Annotated in this window: 20 protein-coding genes; 13 read left to right on the top strand and 7 right to left on the bottom strand. The window is 39.4% G+C overall.

The genetic code is table 11. From position 1 onward, the window contains the following. Nucleotides 1–143 precede the first annotated feature (143 nt). A complete protein-coding gene (locus QNH43_RS15405) occupies nucleotides 144–464 on the bottom strand; it encodes a YckD family protein (RefSeq protein ID WP_283914808.1) in 321 nt (106 codons plus the stop codon). A gap of 252 nt (nucleotides 465–716) precedes the next feature. Between QNH43_RS15405 and QNH43_RS15400 the strand changes: the two genes are divergently transcribed. Next, the gene (locus QNH43_RS15400; RefSeq protein ID WP_141993711.1) at nucleotides 717–863 is read left to right on the top strand and encodes a lmo0937 family membrane protein; all 147 of its coding nucleotides are present in this window, start codon (nucleotides 717–719) and stop codon (nucleotides 861–863) included. 92 nt (nucleotides 864–955) lie between these two features. On the opposite strand, the gene QNH43_RS15395 is transcribed toward QNH43_RS15400, so the two are convergent. Continuing rightward, the gene (locus tag QNH43_RS15395; protein WP_283914807.1) at nucleotides 956–1,873 is read right to left on the bottom strand and encodes an NAD(P)/FAD-dependent oxidoreductase; all 918 of its coding nucleotides are present in this window, start codon (nucleotides 1,871–1,873) and stop codon (nucleotides 956–958) included. A gap of 128 nt (nucleotides 1,874–2,001) precedes the next feature. Beyond that, a complete protein-coding gene (locus QNH43_RS15390; RefSeq protein WP_048678030.1) occupies nucleotides 2,002–2,325 on the bottom strand; it encodes a catDE operon transcriptional regulator CatR in 324 nt (107 codons plus the stop codon). Between the two features lie 245 nt (nucleotides 2,326–2,570). Here QNH43_RS15390 and QNH43_RS15385 point away from each other — a divergent pair, with 245 nt between their 5' ends. The 3 genes from QNH43_RS15385 to QNH43_RS15375 all read left to right on the top strand — a co-directional run bounded on the left by QNH43_RS15385 (nucleotide 2,571) and on the right by QNH43_RS15375 (nucleotide 5,231). Next, the gene (locus tag QNH43_RS15385; protein ID WP_283914806.1) at nucleotides 2,571–3,650 is read left to right on the top strand and encodes a nitric oxide synthase oxygenase; all 1,080 of its coding nucleotides are present in this window, start codon (nucleotides 2,571–2,573) and stop codon (nucleotides 3,648–3,650) included. Nucleotides 3,651–3,711: 61 nt separating this feature from the next. Further along, nucleotides 3,712–3,984, top strand: a complete 273-nt coding sequence (locus tag QNH43_RS15380; protein WP_076369795.1) for a hypothetical protein — start codon at nucleotides 3,712–3,714, stop codon at nucleotides 3,982–3,984. Nucleotides 3,985–4,292: 308 nt separating this feature from the next. After that, nucleotides 4,293–5,231, top strand: coding sequence for a magnesium transporter CorA family protein (locus tag QNH43_RS15375; protein WP_283914805.1), 939 nt, complete (start codon nucleotides 4,293–4,295; stop codon nucleotides 5,229–5,231). A gap of 169 nt (nucleotides 5,232–5,400) precedes the next feature. On the opposite strand, the gene QNH43_RS15370 is transcribed toward QNH43_RS15375, so the two are convergent. Continuing rightward, on the bottom strand, nucleotides 5,401–5,592 hold the full coding sequence (locus QNH43_RS15370) for a hypothetical protein (protein WP_377396808.1): 192 nt from the start codon (nucleotides 5,590–5,592) through the stop codon (nucleotides 5,401–5,403). A gap of 95 nt (nucleotides 5,593–5,687) precedes the next feature. On the opposite strand from QNH43_RS15370, the gene QNH43_RS15365 reads away from it, so the two are divergent. Then, the gene (locus tag QNH43_RS15365) at nucleotides 5,688–5,852 is read left to right on the top strand and encodes a hypothetical protein (RefSeq protein WP_283914804.1); all 165 of its coding nucleotides are present in this window, start codon (nucleotides 5,688–5,690) and stop codon (nucleotides 5,850–5,852) included. A gap of 116 nt (nucleotides 5,853–5,968) precedes the next feature. Here QNH43_RS15365 and QNH43_RS15360 read toward each other — a convergent pair whose 3' ends face one another. Then, nucleotides 5,969–6,103 (bottom strand): YuzL family protein, encoded by a 135-nt coding sequence (locus tag QNH43_RS15360; RefSeq protein WP_098369432.1) that lies wholly within the window; start codon nucleotides 6,101–6,103, stop codon nucleotides 5,969–5,971. A 98-nt stretch (nucleotides 6,104–6,201) separates the two neighbouring features. Here QNH43_RS15360 and QNH43_RS15355 point away from each other — a divergent pair, with 98 nt between their 5' ends. After that, nucleotides 6,202–6,453, top strand: coding sequence for a YkuS family protein (locus QNH43_RS15355; protein WP_283914803.1), 252 nt, complete (start codon nucleotides 6,202–6,204; stop codon nucleotides 6,451–6,453). Nucleotides 6,454–6,504: 51 nt separating this feature from the next. Here QNH43_RS15355 and QNH43_RS15350 read toward each other — a convergent pair whose 3' ends face one another. Then, entirely contained in the window at nucleotides 6,505–6,957 is a 453-nt protein-coding gene (locus QNH43_RS15350) for an OsmC family protein (RefSeq protein ID WP_283914802.1), read from the bottom strand. Between the two features lie 302 nt (nucleotides 6,958–7,259). Between QNH43_RS15350 and QNH43_RS15345 the strand changes: the two genes are divergently transcribed. Genes QNH43_RS15345 through QNH43_RS15335 form a run of 3 tightly spaced genes read left to right on the top strand, consistent with a single transcriptional unit; the run spans nucleotide 7,260 to nucleotide 9,592 of the window. Next, nucleotides 7,260–8,021 (top strand): SDR family oxidoreductase, encoded by a 762-nt coding sequence (locus QNH43_RS15345; protein WP_283918377.1) that lies wholly within the window; start codon nucleotides 7,260–7,262, stop codon nucleotides 8,019–8,021. A 25-nt stretch (nucleotides 8,022–8,046) separates the two neighbouring features. Beyond that, the gene (locus tag QNH43_RS15340; protein ID WP_283914801.1) at nucleotides 8,047–8,547 is read left to right on the top strand and encodes a hypothetical protein; all 501 of its coding nucleotides are present in this window, start codon (nucleotides 8,047–8,049) and stop codon (nucleotides 8,545–8,547) included. Continuing rightward, nucleotides 8,540–9,592, top strand: a complete 1,053-nt coding sequence (locus QNH43_RS15335; RefSeq protein ID WP_283914800.1) for an alpha/beta fold hydrolase — start codon at nucleotides 8,540–8,542, stop codon at nucleotides 9,590–9,592. The genes QNH43_RS15340 and QNH43_RS15335 overlap by 8 nt, the downstream gene beginning before the upstream one ends. 181 nt (nucleotides 9,593–9,773) lie before the next feature. Here QNH43_RS15335 and QNH43_RS15330 read toward each other — a convergent pair whose 3' ends face one another. After that, the gene (locus QNH43_RS15330; RefSeq protein WP_283914799.1) at nucleotides 9,774–10,373 is read right to left on the bottom strand and encodes a nitroreductase family protein; all 600 of its coding nucleotides are present in this window, start codon (nucleotides 10,371–10,373) and stop codon (nucleotides 9,774–9,776) included. Nucleotides 10,374–10,615: 242 nt separating this feature from the next. On the opposite strand from QNH43_RS15330, the gene QNH43_RS15325 reads away from it, so the two are divergent. From QNH43_RS15325 to QNH43_RS15310, 4 genes are read left to right on the top strand one after another with little or no spacing between them, the layout of a single operon-like run. Further along, nucleotides 10,616–11,593, top strand: a complete 978-nt coding sequence (locus tag QNH43_RS15325) for a ring-cleaving dioxygenase (RefSeq protein ID WP_283914798.1) — start codon at nucleotides 10,616–10,618, stop codon at nucleotides 11,591–11,593. Between the two features lie 24 nt (nucleotides 11,594–11,617). Next, entirely contained in the window at nucleotides 11,618–12,565 is a 948-nt protein-coding gene (locus QNH43_RS15320; protein ID WP_283914797.1) for a ring-cleaving dioxygenase, read from the top strand. Then, entirely contained in the window at nucleotides 12,565–13,173 is a 609-nt protein-coding gene (locus QNH43_RS15315; RefSeq protein ID WP_283914796.1) for an alpha/beta hydrolase, read from the top strand. The genes QNH43_RS15320 and QNH43_RS15315 overlap by 1 nt, the downstream gene beginning before the upstream one ends. A gap of 18 nt (nucleotides 13,174–13,191) precedes the next feature. Beyond that, entirely contained in the window at nucleotides 13,192–13,800 is a 609-nt protein-coding gene (locus QNH43_RS15310; protein ID WP_283914795.1) for a flavin reductase family protein, read from the top strand. Nucleotides 13,801–13,983 lie beyond the last annotated feature (183 nt).

Genomic DNA, 13,983 nt, shown 5'->3' with positions numbered 1-13,983 from the left:
GTTATGTATTTCGCTAAAGAGAAATATAAATCCTTTAGTAAATGGTAAACGCGCAATGTTTATTTATCAAGGACGAAAGAAATGAAAATAATCCGGCCTGTTCATCAGGTCGGATTATCAGGCTATAGGCAAATAACATGCAATTACTTGTGCATGTGTCGAGAATGTGGGCGGTGCGGCGGAATTTGAAAATTATGTTCTTCCATCATTTTATAATGTTCTTCAAAATGTGAAACCATTTTATCGGCTTCTTCTTTCGAAAGCGCGCCAAACTCGACATATTTTTCGATCAATATCTTTTTATCAGCGAGTATCTGTTTTTGGATCTTAGCGATTTCCGATTTTTGAGCTTCAGTGAATTGAACACTTTCCGGCTTTGCTTTATTTTCCTGTGCAGCCGAGTGATTCAGATTAACCAAGAATAGGGAACAGGCTGTTAAACAGATGACTAAAAACTTTTTCATGAATGAACGACTCCTTCTAATTGGATTTTTGTGGTAAAACCTGAAAGTCTCTTCCTTATGGTGGCTGTTTTTCAATATGGAAGATTCCTCATTCCTTTATTATCATTTACAGCATTTACAGTTTTATGTAAAAAATAGTGTAAGGGTTTGTTACAGAAAGATATGGGGTAATTTAAATGTAAGCAGAAAATTTCGTTGTAGGTTCTTATTAATAAAAAATCATCTAAAGAAGGGAAGAAAGGGGGCTTAATCATGATTTGGACAATTATTGGTCTAATCATATTATTATGGGTTCTTGGTTTAGTCTTTAAAGTGGCTGCAGGATTTATACATATCTTGCTTATCATCGCGGTCATTCTCATTTTGGTTAAAGTTTTTAAGGGGAGGAATCGAACATAGATGTGTTAGAAGGCTAACGTGGAAAACTTTATATATACCAATATAAAAGGCGGCCTGGTTGACAGGTCGCCTTTTAATCTTCCATCAGGTTGTCAATCATAAGGAAGTGGCTGGCCCAACAGCCTCTTATGAATCCATATCGCTGCTTGGGTACCATCCCCCATCGAAATGGTGACTTGTTCGGAATGGGCAACGAGGTCGCCGCCTGCCCAGACTCCTTTAATATTCGTTTCTTTAGTCCGTGGATGAATCACCACATGATTGTTTTCATTTACTTGCACACCCAATTGTAAGGCCAGCTCATTATTAAGTTTGTTACCCTTAAATGCCGTGAATGCCTTTTCAGCTTCGATTAATTTACCTGATACCAATTGTATGGCTGTCAACTGCTGTTTGGCATCAACATGGACTTCAAAAACTTCCTCTTCGATTACGGGAATCTGATTTTCCTTTAACTTTTCCCTATACTCCTCATCAATTTTTGTTTTCAAATGATTTACATAAATGATATTTTTTGACCAATATAATAGAGTAAGCGCCATGCTCGCGCCCGTATTTCCTCCTCCTATGACAACGGTTTGCTTATCCATGATTTCATACCCATCACAATCAGGGCATATATATGTGGATGTCCCAAGAGTTGGATAGATGTTTTTGATTGGAGGAATGTTATCGGTAATGCCGGTGCCAAAAAAAACCATTTTAGCTTGATATTCCCTGTCATTTTTTGTTTGGATAAAAAACTTGTCCTGCTTTTTTTCAAGGGATTTCACTGTATCATCCAAGAATTCGACACCGAATTTTTCAGCGTGCTGTCGGCCAAGCGTCCTTAATTGTTTGCCGCTTACCCCATCTGGCCATCCAAGAATGTTATGGTAAGCCTTGGCAATGGAAGATCGGCCTTGATTAGAATCAATGACGATAATATCATGTTTATATCTTCCGAGCTGTATGGCTGCCTGAATACCGGCTATACCACCACCAATAATAATGCAATCTGCCTGTTTCATAATTCACCGCCCATAAATTTGGAATAAACCTAGTGTTATTCTATCTGTAAAAAATATACCACTAGGCACTGGCACTTAAACAAAAAAGGAGGAGGTCCGCAGACCTTCCTCCCTTCTTAATTCCTATATCATTGATTCTGTATTGGTTCGAGCCATTCTTGTGCCCAATTTTGAATTTCGTTCATTACCGGTGCAAGAGCCTTGCCTTTTTCAGTTAAAGAATATTCAATCCTGACCGGTGTCTCTGGATAAACGTCCCTTTTAACGATACCTTCAATTTCCAAGTCCTTTAAACGTTCAGAAAGAATCCTGCCGCTTATCGGGAATGCAGATTCAATATTACAAAACCGTTGAGGGCCATTAAGTAATTGATTGACAATCAATCCAGTCCAGCGTTTACTCAAGATTTGCATTCCTTTTTCAAAACGTGGACAAAGTGTCGTATTATTCATCATATCACCTCATTATTAATATATTATAATCCATTTACCTCATATGTAACAACTTTACCGATAATTATTTAGTATATGAAATTTATGAGCTTACTTTAAGTATCATGAAAAGTATTCCGCCTCGGAATTGCCACATTTTAAAAAAATGAGCTTTTAAACAATAGTGTTCTTTAGGGATGCCATGAAAAATATGTTATTTTAATATTGAAGTCAAAGTTTTGCAAATGGAAGGATCCGTGGGAAAGATGAATGATCTACTGCAAGAGGCTGTATCCTTTATCAGGACAAGTTATCCGGAATTATTGAAAACGGAAGAGGACATAAATGGCAGGATCGAACAAATTAACAAGGAAATAAATGAAACAGGCAGATATGAACATACATATGAAGAACTGGTATACGGTGCTAAATTAGCTTGGCGTAATAGCAATCGTTGCATTGGACGCTTTTTTTGGGAATCGCTGAGGGTGATTGATAAAAGGATGGTTCAAAGCGAAGAAGGAATAGTATCGTCTCTCTTTGAGCATATCGAATATGCTACGAATAATGGGAGCATCAGACCTGTGATTACCATTTTCAAACAGAAAGATCATGATCGAAAAGTGGATATTTGGAATCATCAGCTCATTCGATATGCAGGATATGAGACTGAACATGGAGTAATCGGTGATTCAAGTTCAATCGAATTCACCAAGCAATGTATGGCATTAGGATGGGAAGGGAAAATCGGACCTTTCGATATTTTACCCCTTGTAGTCCAATTGGACGGAAAACCGCCTAGTTTTCATGATATACCTGAAAGCCTCATTAAAGAAGTTCAAATCACCCACCCTAAGCTAAAATGGTTCAAAGATCTTCAAATCAAATGGTATGCAGTTCCAATCATTTCCGGTATGAGATTGGAAATTGGTGGTATTACTTATTCAGCTGCACCATTTAATGGGTGGTACATGGGAACGGAAATCGGTGCCAGGAACCTCGCGGATGAAGAACGCTACAATATGCTGCCGGCAATCGGGGAGAGAATGGGCTTGGATATTAAGCGTGATTCGAATTTATGGAAAGATAGAGCCCTTATCGAACTGAATGAAGCAGTCCTTCATTCGTATAAAAAACACGGAGTCAGCATTGTGGATCACCATACAGCAGCTAAACAATTCAAGAAATTCGAAGAAAAAGAAGCCTCTTGTGACCGGAAAGTAACAGGGGACTGGACCTGGTTAATTCCACCGGTGTCTCCAGCGACGACACACGTTTTTCATCAGCCATATAACAATGAAATAAAGAAACCTAATTTCTTTTATCAAATTCCTCCATATAAATAAAGGTTTAAATTAACTGACGTGGGGTATAGATATAGCAAGTCAATAAATAAGGGGGAAGGTAATGATGGCATTAGGAAAAAACGTAGTATTAATAGGAGTCGGAGTTGCCGGAGTCTCATTTTTATCGAATAAAACGAATAGAGGAAAAGTGAAGGACATATGGTCCAATGCAAAAGCAAAAACAGTAGGCTTTTGGAATAGGAAGGCTTCCGAGCTGGATCCCGTAATTGAAAAGGCAGGTCACCCTGATCCATATGATCATGACGATAATAAAATGGTAGATGAAGGCGCCATGTATGGTGTTCACTATTATAATAATGCGAAGCATGGATAATGAAACAGACTCGCTTGGGGATACCCAAGCGTTTTTGTATTATATTTTTCAAATGAAAAAAATCAGATAATTGTGAATTCTGTGCGTGGATTCATGGTATTAAATTCTTTATTGTGCTTTAAATGAATAAGGATTAAGATAAAAGAATCGAAAGGAAGTGGATACGAGTGAGCAGCAGTTCTTATGATCCTGAACCCAGAAAGAAAGAGGAAGCCACTATGATGCTAGAAGTCGAGACTGTTATTCTCCCTGAGTATCTGCTCGAAGAAGGTAAATAAGGCTTTCTCTATAGAAGAGGAGGTCAAGAAATGATTGAAATCTACAAGACGGATGAAAACCGTCACCTAAACAATATCGAGGAAATGACAAAAGGTTCATGGGTGAACATTGTCGCGCCCACAGAAGCTGAAATAGATTATATATGCACGACTTTGCAATTACCGATCAATTTCATGAAAGATCCACTGGACGATGAGGAAAGGCCACGAATCGAAAAAGAGGATGATAATGTTTTAATTATTGTCGACTTCCCATATTTGACCAGGGACGAGGCCGACTTACCGATCTTTGAAACGATCCCCATAGGTATGATCTTTACCAAAGACTGTTTCATTACAGTGTCTTTGAAAGAAACACCGATATTGGCGAATTTCAAAAACAATAAAATCAAAGGGTTTTTCACCAATAAGAAAACAAGGTTTGCTTTACAATTATTATTTGAGATTTCATCCTATTACTTACGTTACCTGAAACAGATTAACAAGATGACTAATGAAGCGGAACGTGAATTGCATCAGTCCATGAAAAATAAAGAATTATACACTTTCCTTGCTTTGGAAAAAAGCCTGGTTTATTTTACGACATCATTGAAATCCAATCGCGTAGTACTTGATAAGATCCTCCGTTTTAATTATTTGAAAATGTATGAAGAAGATAAAGAATTGCTTGAGGATGTAATCATCGAAAATGCTCAGGCAATCGAAATGGCAGAAGTGTATTTATCCATTCTTAGCGGTATGATGGATGCCTTCGCTTCGATCATTTCCAATAATGTCAACAATGCCATGAAGTTTCTAACCTCAGTGACCATTATTTTAACACTTCCGACGATGGTGGCAAGTTTTTACGGAATGAATGTGGAACTGCCATTTGAACATAATCCGTTTGCTTTCATTTTTACATTATTAATTGCCATCACATTGGCTGGGACGACGGCATTCATTTTTTGGAAGAAAAAATATTTTTAAAATTAACCGGCTTATAAAGCCGGTTTCATTTTGTAGACAAAAGGGATGCGGGAAAAGCGCGTCCAGGGGAAACCCCGCGGGCGCAAAAGCGCCAAGGCTCCCGGACAGCCCACGGAAAGCGAGTGCCCTTCGTTCCAATCAACGTCCAAATTGTACAAAGTGGTTTGTTTTATTCCTCAAAAAAATCAGAAAATCCTTCACTGTTGATCCGATCGGCATAAGGGTTCTCATCCTTTACATTCTTTGCATCCAAATTTGTTTTTATCACTAAACGGGGACTCTGTGATGCTTCTCTGATGATACGGTCGTTCAACTCTTTAAAATCCGGTACATTCTTATTGCCGGGTTTGTTTGGTTCCAATAAAACCACCTCCATTCCTATCTTTGCAATAAATGATGGGGTGTATTCATGAAAATTCTTAGGTTTGGGAAAGATAAAGGACTGAGGAGGAGATCATGATGACCAAATGGAACGAGCAAGCAGCGCCCAATAATAATTTAAGGGCAAGTGATTTAAACCCTGGTGGAGCCGATAAAGCAAAAATGGATTCAAAAACAATTGATGGAGATCGATTGAATGATCTAAAAATTCAAAGGGAAATCAGAAAACAAAATATATAAGAACCTTGTAAAGTGAAGACAGGTCCATGCAGAGGAAAACGCTTGGCGGTTAAACCAAGCGTTTTTTTGCGTATCATGAAGTCGGAGTTCCATGGTTGATTTAGGATTCTCTTTTATCAGGAACGTTTTTGCTTTTTAAGTGAAGAAGGTTGAGTGAAGGCCCCGGTTTCTTTCGTAGTGGTACCTTGCCCCTCTATCTGAGAAGAACCTAAACGAGTTTGTGAAGCATCTTTCTTGTTTTTCCCATTCATGTTTATCACCTCGATATTACTTTCCCTATTTCCTTTACATCCTATACATATATTGAAGGTGAAAAGGACAGGTTAGAGGGTAGAGGAGGTGTGTGTTGATGTCAAAAATCGGTGTTGAAGAATCATTAACGAATATTCAGGAAGCACTTCGTGAAAAAGGTTTTGATGTTGTGGAGATTAAACAAGAAGCTGACGTAAAAAACGTGGATTGTTGTGTGGTAACAGGTTTGGAAAGTAATGTGATGGGTATAAGCGATACTTCATTGAAAGCGTCCATCATTGAAGCAAATGGTTTAACGGCTGATGAAGTGTGCCGCGAGGTTGAAAATAAAGTGAACATGATTCAATAGTTCAAAAAGTGCCTAAACCGACATAGGGTTAGGCACTTTTTCAGTTCAAGGTTAAAACTGTGCTATGGAAATTGTCATATTCAATTCCACCTCTACATTACCTTTGATCGCTTTAGAAATCATACATGAAGTTTCAGCTTTTTCAGCAAGTTTCCTCGCTTTTTCAACCACTTTTTCAGAAGTGCCTTGGACTAATACAAGTTCAGGGCAATGAATGATTTTCTTATAGGTGAATACACCATTCGTAACATCCACTAACGCTTCCGATTGCATGGACAATCTTGCTTTTTCTATATGGGCTCGCTCTAACATTGCAGCAAAGGTAATGATATAGCATGTTGATGCCGCCCCAAGAAGCATTTCATCGGGATTAGTGCCGATCCCTGGTCCCTCCATTCCAGTAGGAATACTTATCTGTGTTTGAAGATTCCCTGAATGAATTGTACCGATATCATTTCTGCCGCCGGGCCATTCGGCGGTTAAATGAAAGTGATGTACCGTCATTTTTTTAACCTCCTTACTGTTCTATAGTGTAAACGATTTAACAGGTTAAGTATCCGATTTTGCTCACTCAGTCTAATAATTCAGTAATCGGACGAATTAAGTTTCCAATAGGCCGAATTTCCGCCAGCTGACCGAAGCATTCCTCATTGATATAAAGGATACATGTTGATTTAAACAAAAGGCAGAGGCATTAGGCTATTTTAAGCACAATATTGGATAGGCTTTTCTATAATGATATAGACGGTTTTATATAAATAATTCTTCATTAAGGAAGGGCTGAAAAGTTGACTACATTGAGTAAAATGTTCGATTTGACTAATAAAACGGCTATCATCACCGGCGGCGGCAGAGGACTGGGCAAACAGATCGCCATGGCGTTGGGGGAGGCTGGTGCAAATATCGTCATTGCTTCACGAAATTTTCCTCTATGTAAGGAGGCATGTGAAGACTTGCAATCGATGGGTGTTAATGCCATTGCCTTTGAATGTGATATCACCGATCAGAGTGCCATTGACCATGTCGTCAAGGAAACGCTTGCTCAATTCGGCACGATTGATATTCTTGTCAATAACAGCGGTACGTCTTGGTCAGGTCCGCTTTTGGATCTTCCCAAGGATAAGTGGGAAAAAGTATTGAATGTTAACGTTACAGGTACATTCCTGTTTTCACAGGCTGTAGCGAAGGTCATGAAGCAGCAAAATTCCGGAAAAATCATAAATATTGCATCGGTGACAGGTCTTGGCGGGACGTTTCCTGAGCTATTGGATACGATAGCTTATAACACCAGTAAGGGTGCCATCATTACAATGACCAAGGATTTAGGAGTTAAACTTGCTAGATATGGGATCCAAGTCAATGCAATTGCACCTGGATTTTTCCCGACTAAAATCACAAAGAAAATTCTTGAAAAGTCTAACTATGACATATTAGGTAAAACTCCGGCTGGCAGGTTTGGCGATGAAGATGATTTAAGGGGTGCCGCCGTATTTTTAGCCTCACAGGCTTCTGACTATATGGTTGGTCATGTTTTGATCATTGACGGTGGAATTTCGGCATTAGTGTAAACGGAGGAGAAAGGAAGGAAGAAATATGGCGGGAAAATCAAATTTTTATAAAGGGCTTAAATTACTAGGCACACAAAAAGAGCAACAGCTTAATGGTAAAATTAAGGATTTGCTAAATAATCGTGAGTTAATAGAAGCAGTAAGCGACAATGCCCGATTGCAGATTCCAAGAATAAATAGAATGCAGGAAGCCTCAGAAAGAATGTCCATCATCATGAATTACCCAACAAAAAAAGATGTAGCGAGTGTAGCGAAACTGGTCATCCAGCTCGAAGAAAAAATTGATAGTTTAGAAGAGCTGGTTTCAACACTTGTCGAGGATAGGGGCGGGCTCGTCAGAGGTAATTCTTCAGTTAGTAATAAACGCAATGCCTCATCGCGCAGTAAGAAAAAGAAGTCAAGTTGGGAATCCAATGAAATCGAAGGGCGTAAAAAAAGGATATCGGATTTTATAAATAACTCCTTATTGTTAAGCTCGCAGTTACCTGAGTTAGATTCATCTGGACAGGGAAATTCAAATGTCTAAGCGGAAAGAGCCAAAAAATCAATCCGAATCCATATCTAAATGGAAACATTTTATGGATATTCCCAATCAGCCAATGCCTGAAATGGGACAGACGCCGAAAATAGAGGTATGGAAAAAAAACAAATCAACGCTTTGGTATTATCCATCAGCACAAAAAAAATATGATGTGCCGGTTTTTCTTATATATTCACTGATCAATACTCCTTTGATTCTTGATTTGTCCCCTGGTAATAGTTTAATAGAATCTTTTGTGAATGAAGGTTTTGATGTATATTTGCTTGATTTTGGAAGTCCGGGCTTTGAAGATGGTGATATATCGATCGAAGATTATATCGTCGATTATATTCAAAAAGGAGTACAGCGTGCATTACGCCACTCTGGAGCATCAGAAATTACAGTTATGGGGTTTTGCCTCGGCGGTACAATCGCCGCAATTTATGCTGCCATTGCAGACGAGCCAATCAAGAACTTGATCCTCTCCGTTACACCGGTTGATTTCAGTGCCTCGGAATTTTTTGATCAATGGCAGGAAGCGTTAAAGGAAGGTACCGCGGATTTTAACGATACGATTGATATTTATCAAACGATCCCAGCCAGTGCAGTTAAATACGGAATCCGATTAATTACATCTCCTATCTATATATCACCCTATTTATCTTTATTGAATCAAGCGGATGATGATGAATACGTTCAAAATTGGCGCCGCTTCAATGCTTGGGCTAATGGGCATATACCATTATCCGGAGCAGCCGCAAAACAAATAACCAAAGACCTTTTGATAAAAAATAGCTTGGTTAATGGGGGTTTTAAGGTAAGGGGGAAAAAAGCGAAGCTATCGAAAATTGATGCTAGTGTTTTGGTATGCGCGAGTGAGTATGATCGATTGGTCCCACAGGAAATGATTTATCCGATAATGAAGCATTTAAGATGTAAGGATAAGACATATAGCCTACTGAAAAGTGGACATGCTGCTAAACAATATTCCGGTGAACTACCATATTATTTGAAGGAATGGCTACCGGGGCGCTCTTCACCAATTCAATAGGTTACAAGGGGGATTTGAAATGTACATGTTGAACGCCATTGAGGATATCAAAATCATGCCGGTTGTAGAATATATAGGCTTTGCATCATTGATATTTTCAAAATTTTTTGCAGCATTTCCGGATTACTAAATGAAATAACTGAAAGGGCTGGCTCGTTATGTAGAGACAGCCCCTATTGTTTCAATGATAATATTTCACACGTTCTTCAAGTGGTGAGAAGTCTTTATCGCCAGGCCCTGCAGTTGGTTTTCCAAAGGGCATCTGTGCGATGAGTTTCCAATCGCGTGATATATCCCATGTCTTTCTCACTTCGTCATCGATTAAAGGGTTATAATGCTGAAGACTTGCCCCAAACCCTTCAATTTCCAAGGAAGTCCATACGACAAATTGTAAAATGGCAGACGATTGGTTCGACCAAATCGGAAAGTTTTCGGCATACGTGTTGAATTGTTCTTGAAGCCTATCTATAATGGCCTGGTCTTCAAAGAATAAAACCGTACCATAACCATTTATAAATGACTTCATTTTTTCTTCAGTTTTTTCAAAATCCTTGACACCGATTGCTTTTCTTAATGTTTTTTTCGTGATAGCCCATAATTGGTCGTGGCTTTGGCCAGTTAAAACAATCACTCTTGCACTTTGGGAGTTGAAAGCGGAAGGGGAATATTGAACGGCATGATCGATAACTTCTTTAATCCTTTTATTAGGAACAACACGTTCCTTGCTAAGGGAATAATAAGAGCGTCTATCTTCAATTGCGCTAAAAAAATCTTTACCCATATATCACACCTCCATTCTTTATACTGATTTATTTTGACCTGATTTTAATTTTTTATGTTAAGTGAATACTGGCGAAATTATTTGATTGAAAATGGTTGACAATTTTATCACTGTCGTTTATCTTTAAATCAAGATATTTGTATTAAGAGTATTGTGAAGGTTAAATACTTTGAATTCGAGATATTATTTACGGATTAATTCTTCTCCGTAAGGGGAGATTTATAAAGATAGGAGTGGTACGGATGGAATTAAAAGGATTGCATCATGTTTCTGCGATTACAGCTAAAGCGGGAAATAATTTTGAATTTTACACGAAAGTCTTAGGGATGCGATTAATTAAAAAAACGGTGAATCAAGATGATGTTCGTGTGTATCACTTATTTTATGGAGATCAAATTGGTTCACCGGGTACGGAATTGACATTTTTTGAAATTCCCAATGCTGCCCGCACACATGAGGGGAACAATAGTATTTCAGAAATTTCCTTAAGGGTGAGAGATGATGAAGCACTAGGATATTGGAAAAAAAGGTTTGTTGAATTCAATGTTGAGCATGATGAAATATCGAGCCGTTTTGAAAGGAAGGTGCTATCTTTTAAAGATCCTGAAGGGCAGAGGCTTCTTCTGGTTTCCGATCAGGATAATAACGGGGTTCAAGGAGGATTACCGTGGGATGGAAGCCCGGTACCGCAAGAGTTTTCAATCCTTGGATTAGGACCAGTAAAACTTACTGTACCCAATATTGAACAAACAGAAAGCGTTCTTACCAAGGTATTGGGGTTCAGGAAATCAGGCACATACCCATCCTCAATTAGGGGGCAAAATCCGATAGTCGTTTACGAGACAGGTGAGGGAGGAACAGGAGCCGAACTCCATATTGAAGAAAGGAATGACATACCTCGGGAAAGGTTGGGGAGGGGTGGAGTACACCATGTTGCCTTCCGGGTGGATAATGAAGGGGAACTGAGAAAATGGATAGAGAAAATTAGTGAATCGAAATTCGTGAACTCGGGATATGTGGACCGCTTTTATTTTCATTCACTCTATTTTAGGGAGCCGAATGGCATCTTATTTGAATTAGCTACTGATGGACCAGGTTTTGCAGTGGATGAAGCAGAGCAGCACTTAGGTGAGAACCTTGCCCTGCCACCATTTTTAGAATCGAAAAGAAAGGATATTGAAGCGAATTTAAAACCACTGAATACAAAACCAACAAATTAATCAACGGGAAAGGAAGTAATCGGCATGCAAAAGCAAAATGCAGGAATACATCATATAACCGCAATTGTAGGCAATCCTCAAGAGAACGTGGATTTTTATGCTGGAGTATTGGGACTGCGTATGGTGAAGAAAACCGTTAATTTTGATGATCCAGGCACCTATCATTTGTATTTCGGAGATGAATCAGGTTCTCCGGGCACTATCATCACTTTCTTTCCTTGGCCAGGGGCATACAAAGGGAGAATTGGCTCAGGACAAGTGGGTGTTACAACATATGCCGTTCCGGAAGGATCATTGGGTTTCTGGGAAATGCGTTTAGGTAAATTTAACATAGATTTTGAAAAGGTTTCACGTTTCGGCGAGGAATATCTGGAATTTCAAGACCCACATGGTTTGCAACTTCAACTGGTTGAGCGTAAAGAAGGGAAAAATAGCGAGTGGTCATTCGGCGGTGTACCAGCTGATAAGGCTGTCAAGGGATTCGGCGGTGCCGTATTATTGACGTCAAAACCGATTAAAACGATGGAACTATTAGAGAATGTGATCGGCCTGCAAAAGATTGGGGAAGAGGGCGATTACATCCGCTTCAAATCCACATCGGACATCGGAAATTTGATAGATGTTAAAAAAACGGTTTTGCCAAATGGGAAAATCGGAGTGGGAACTGTCCATCATCTTGCATGGCGAGCAATCGATAATGAAGATCATAAAGAATGGAGGGAGCATATCGCCAACCATGGCTATGGTGTGACACCCTTTACAGACCGTCAATACTTCGATGCCATTTATTTCAGGGAAGATGGAGGCATACTTTTTGAAGTGGCCACAGATCCACCTGGCTTCGCTCATGATGAAACGAAGGAAACGATGGGCAGTAAATTAATGCTGCCGCCATGGCTGGAAGAAAAAAGGGGAATCATGGAGAAAACGTTACTGCCGGCAGTGCCGAGAGTACTAGAGGAGGATAAATGATGAAGCATATTTTTCAAAAAGGAAGTAATCCAGAAGCTCCGTTACTTTTGCTTTTACATGGCACTGGAGGAACGGAAACAGATCTCTTGCCATTAGCGGAAATGGTTTCCCCGGGTTCATCCGTATTAAGCGTACGGGGAAATGTACTTGAAAACGGAATGCCTCGTTTTTTCCGCCGGTTATCCGAAGGGGTTTTTGATGAAGAAGACTTGATTTTCCGTACGAAAGAGCTTTATGACTTCTTGGAATCAGCGTCCCAAAAATATGACTTCGACCGTGACAGAGTGGTATCATTAGGTTATTCCAATGGTGCAAATATAGCGGCAAGTTTGCTGTTCCATTTCGAAGGGGCATTACAAGGAGCGATCCTACATCATCCAATGGTGCCTAGACGAGGGATTGTTTTGCCATCCCTTTCGGATATACCTGTATTTATTGCTGCAGGTAAAAACGATCCGATTTGCCCGGCAGAAGAAACTGATGAACTTAATCAACTTTTACTGCAAGCTGGTGCTAAAGTGGATGTTCACTGGGAAAATTACGGTCATCAGTTAACACGTGCAGAGGTTGAGGCAGCAGGATCATGGTTTCAGAAGAACTTTTTATAAGAATGAGAGGGAATGAAGATGATTTCTGTTAATCCCGAAAGTCTGACTGAACGGGAAAATTACAAGTTTTTGACTGGAAGCATTATACCGAGACCTATAGCCCTGGTTACGACACAATCCGACACCGGTACAATCAATATAGCGCCATTCAGCTTTTTTAACATAGTCAGTTCAAATCCTCCGATGATTTCCATTTCTGTTCAACGGAAAGAAGGAGTTTCAAAGGACACAGCCCGAAATGCAATTCAAAAAGGTGAATTCGTTGTTCATATCACTGATGAAAATAATGTAGCTGATGCAAATCGAACGGCCAAGGAACTCCCATCTGACGAAAGTGAATTGGGTCTTACCCATTTCACGCTGGCTGTTAGTGAGAAGATATCAGTACCAGGATTGCAAGAAGCGAAGGTACGCTTTGAATGTACATTAGAGCATGCGATACCATTGGCAGGTTCCCAGAATAAACCTGGATGTGATTTATTGATAGGGAAAATAGTCTGCTATCATATAGAGCAAGATATTTACCATAATGGCCGAATTGACCAGAATGGGCTGAAACCTGTAGCAAGATTAGCGGGTCATACTTATACAAAACTAGGGGAATTATTTGAAATAGAACGTCCTTAAGTGAAAAGAAAGTAAAAATGGCGTCATCTTTTTAAGATGGCGTCATTTTTTTGATCAAAATTTTCCCGGTTAGCTTTATCTGCAATTTTAATGCGGTAAGCACTGTTCAAAAACGAGCAACCATTTTTATATGAATGCCATCGGCGCCATGATCGTTAGAATTTTATAAGGAAGTCTTTACAT

This window comes from Peribacillus simplex (assembly GCF_030123325.1).
Taxonomy (GTDB): Bacteria; Bacillota; Bacilli; order Bacillales; family DSM-1321; genus Peribacillus; species Peribacillus simplex_D.
This window is presented reverse-complemented; position numbering and strand designations above follow the sequence as displayed.

Bases quoted from the DNA above. Each gene is read 5' to 3' on its own strand.
- QNH43_RS15405 (WP_283914808.1), bottom strand. From the start codon at position 464: ATGAAAAAGTTTTTAGTCATCTGTTTAACAGCCTGTTCCCTATTCTTG.
- QNH43_RS15400 (WP_141993711.1), top strand. From the start codon at position 717: ATGATTTGGACAATTATTGGTCTAATCATATTATTATGGGTTCTTGGT.
- QNH43_RS15395 (WP_283914807.1), bottom strand. From the start codon at position 1,873: ATGAAACAGGCAGATTGCATTATTATTGGTGGTGGTATAGCCGGTATT.
- QNH43_RS15390 (WP_048678030.1), bottom strand. From the start codon at position 2,325: ATGAATAATACGACACTTTGTCCACGTTTTGAAAAAGGAATGCAAATC.
- QNH43_RS15385 (WP_283914806.1), top strand. From the start codon at position 2,571: ATGAATGATCTACTGCAAGAGGCTGTATCCTTTATCAGGACAAGTTAT.
- QNH43_RS15380 (WP_076369795.1), top strand. From the start codon at position 3,712: ATGATGGCATTAGGAAAAAACGTAGTATTAATAGGAGTCGGAGTTGCC.
- QNH43_RS15375 (WP_283914805.1), top strand. From the start codon at position 4,293: ATGATTGAAATCTACAAGACGGATGAAAACCGTCACCTAAACAATATC.
- QNH43_RS15365 (WP_283914804.1), top strand. From the start codon at position 5,688: ATGATGACCAAATGGAACGAGCAAGCAGCGCCCAATAATAATTTAAGG.
- QNH43_RS15360 (WP_098369432.1), bottom strand. From the start codon at position 6,103: ATGAATGGGAAAAACAAGAAAGATGCTTCACAAACTCGTTTAGGTTCT.
- QNH43_RS15355 (WP_283914803.1), top strand. From the start codon at position 6,202: ATGTCAAAAATCGGTGTTGAAGAATCATTAACGAATATTCAGGAAGCA.
- QNH43_RS15350 (WP_283914802.1), bottom strand. From the start codon at position 6,957: ATGACGGTACATCACTTTCATTTAACCGCCGAATGGCCCGGCGGCAGA.
- QNH43_RS15345 (WP_283918377.1), top strand. From the start codon at position 7,260: ATGTTCGATTTGACTAATAAAACGGCTATCATCACCGGCGGCGGCAGA.
- QNH43_RS15340 (WP_283914801.1), top strand. From the start codon at position 8,047: ATGGCGGGAAAATCAAATTTTTATAAAGGGCTTAAATTACTAGGCACA.
- QNH43_RS15335 (WP_283914800.1), top strand. From the start codon at position 8,540: ATGTCTAAGCGGAAAGAGCCAAAAAATCAATCCGAATCCATATCTAAA.
- QNH43_RS15330 (WP_283914799.1), bottom strand. From the start codon at position 10,373: ATGGGTAAAGATTTTTTTAGCGCAATTGAAGATAGACGCTCTTATTAT.
- QNH43_RS15325 (WP_283914798.1), top strand. From the start codon at position 10,616: ATGGAATTAAAAGGATTGCATCATGTTTCTGCGATTACAGCTAAAGCG.
- QNH43_RS15320 (WP_283914797.1), top strand. From the start codon at position 11,618: ATGCAAAAGCAAAATGCAGGAATACATCATATAACCGCAATTGTAGGC.
- QNH43_RS15315 (WP_283914796.1), top strand. From the start codon at position 12,565: ATGAAGCATATTTTTCAAAAAGGAAGTAATCCAGAAGCTCCGTTACTT.
- QNH43_RS15310 (WP_283914795.1), top strand. From the start codon at position 13,192: ATGATTTCTGTTAATCCCGAAAGTCTGACTGAACGGGAAAATTACAAG.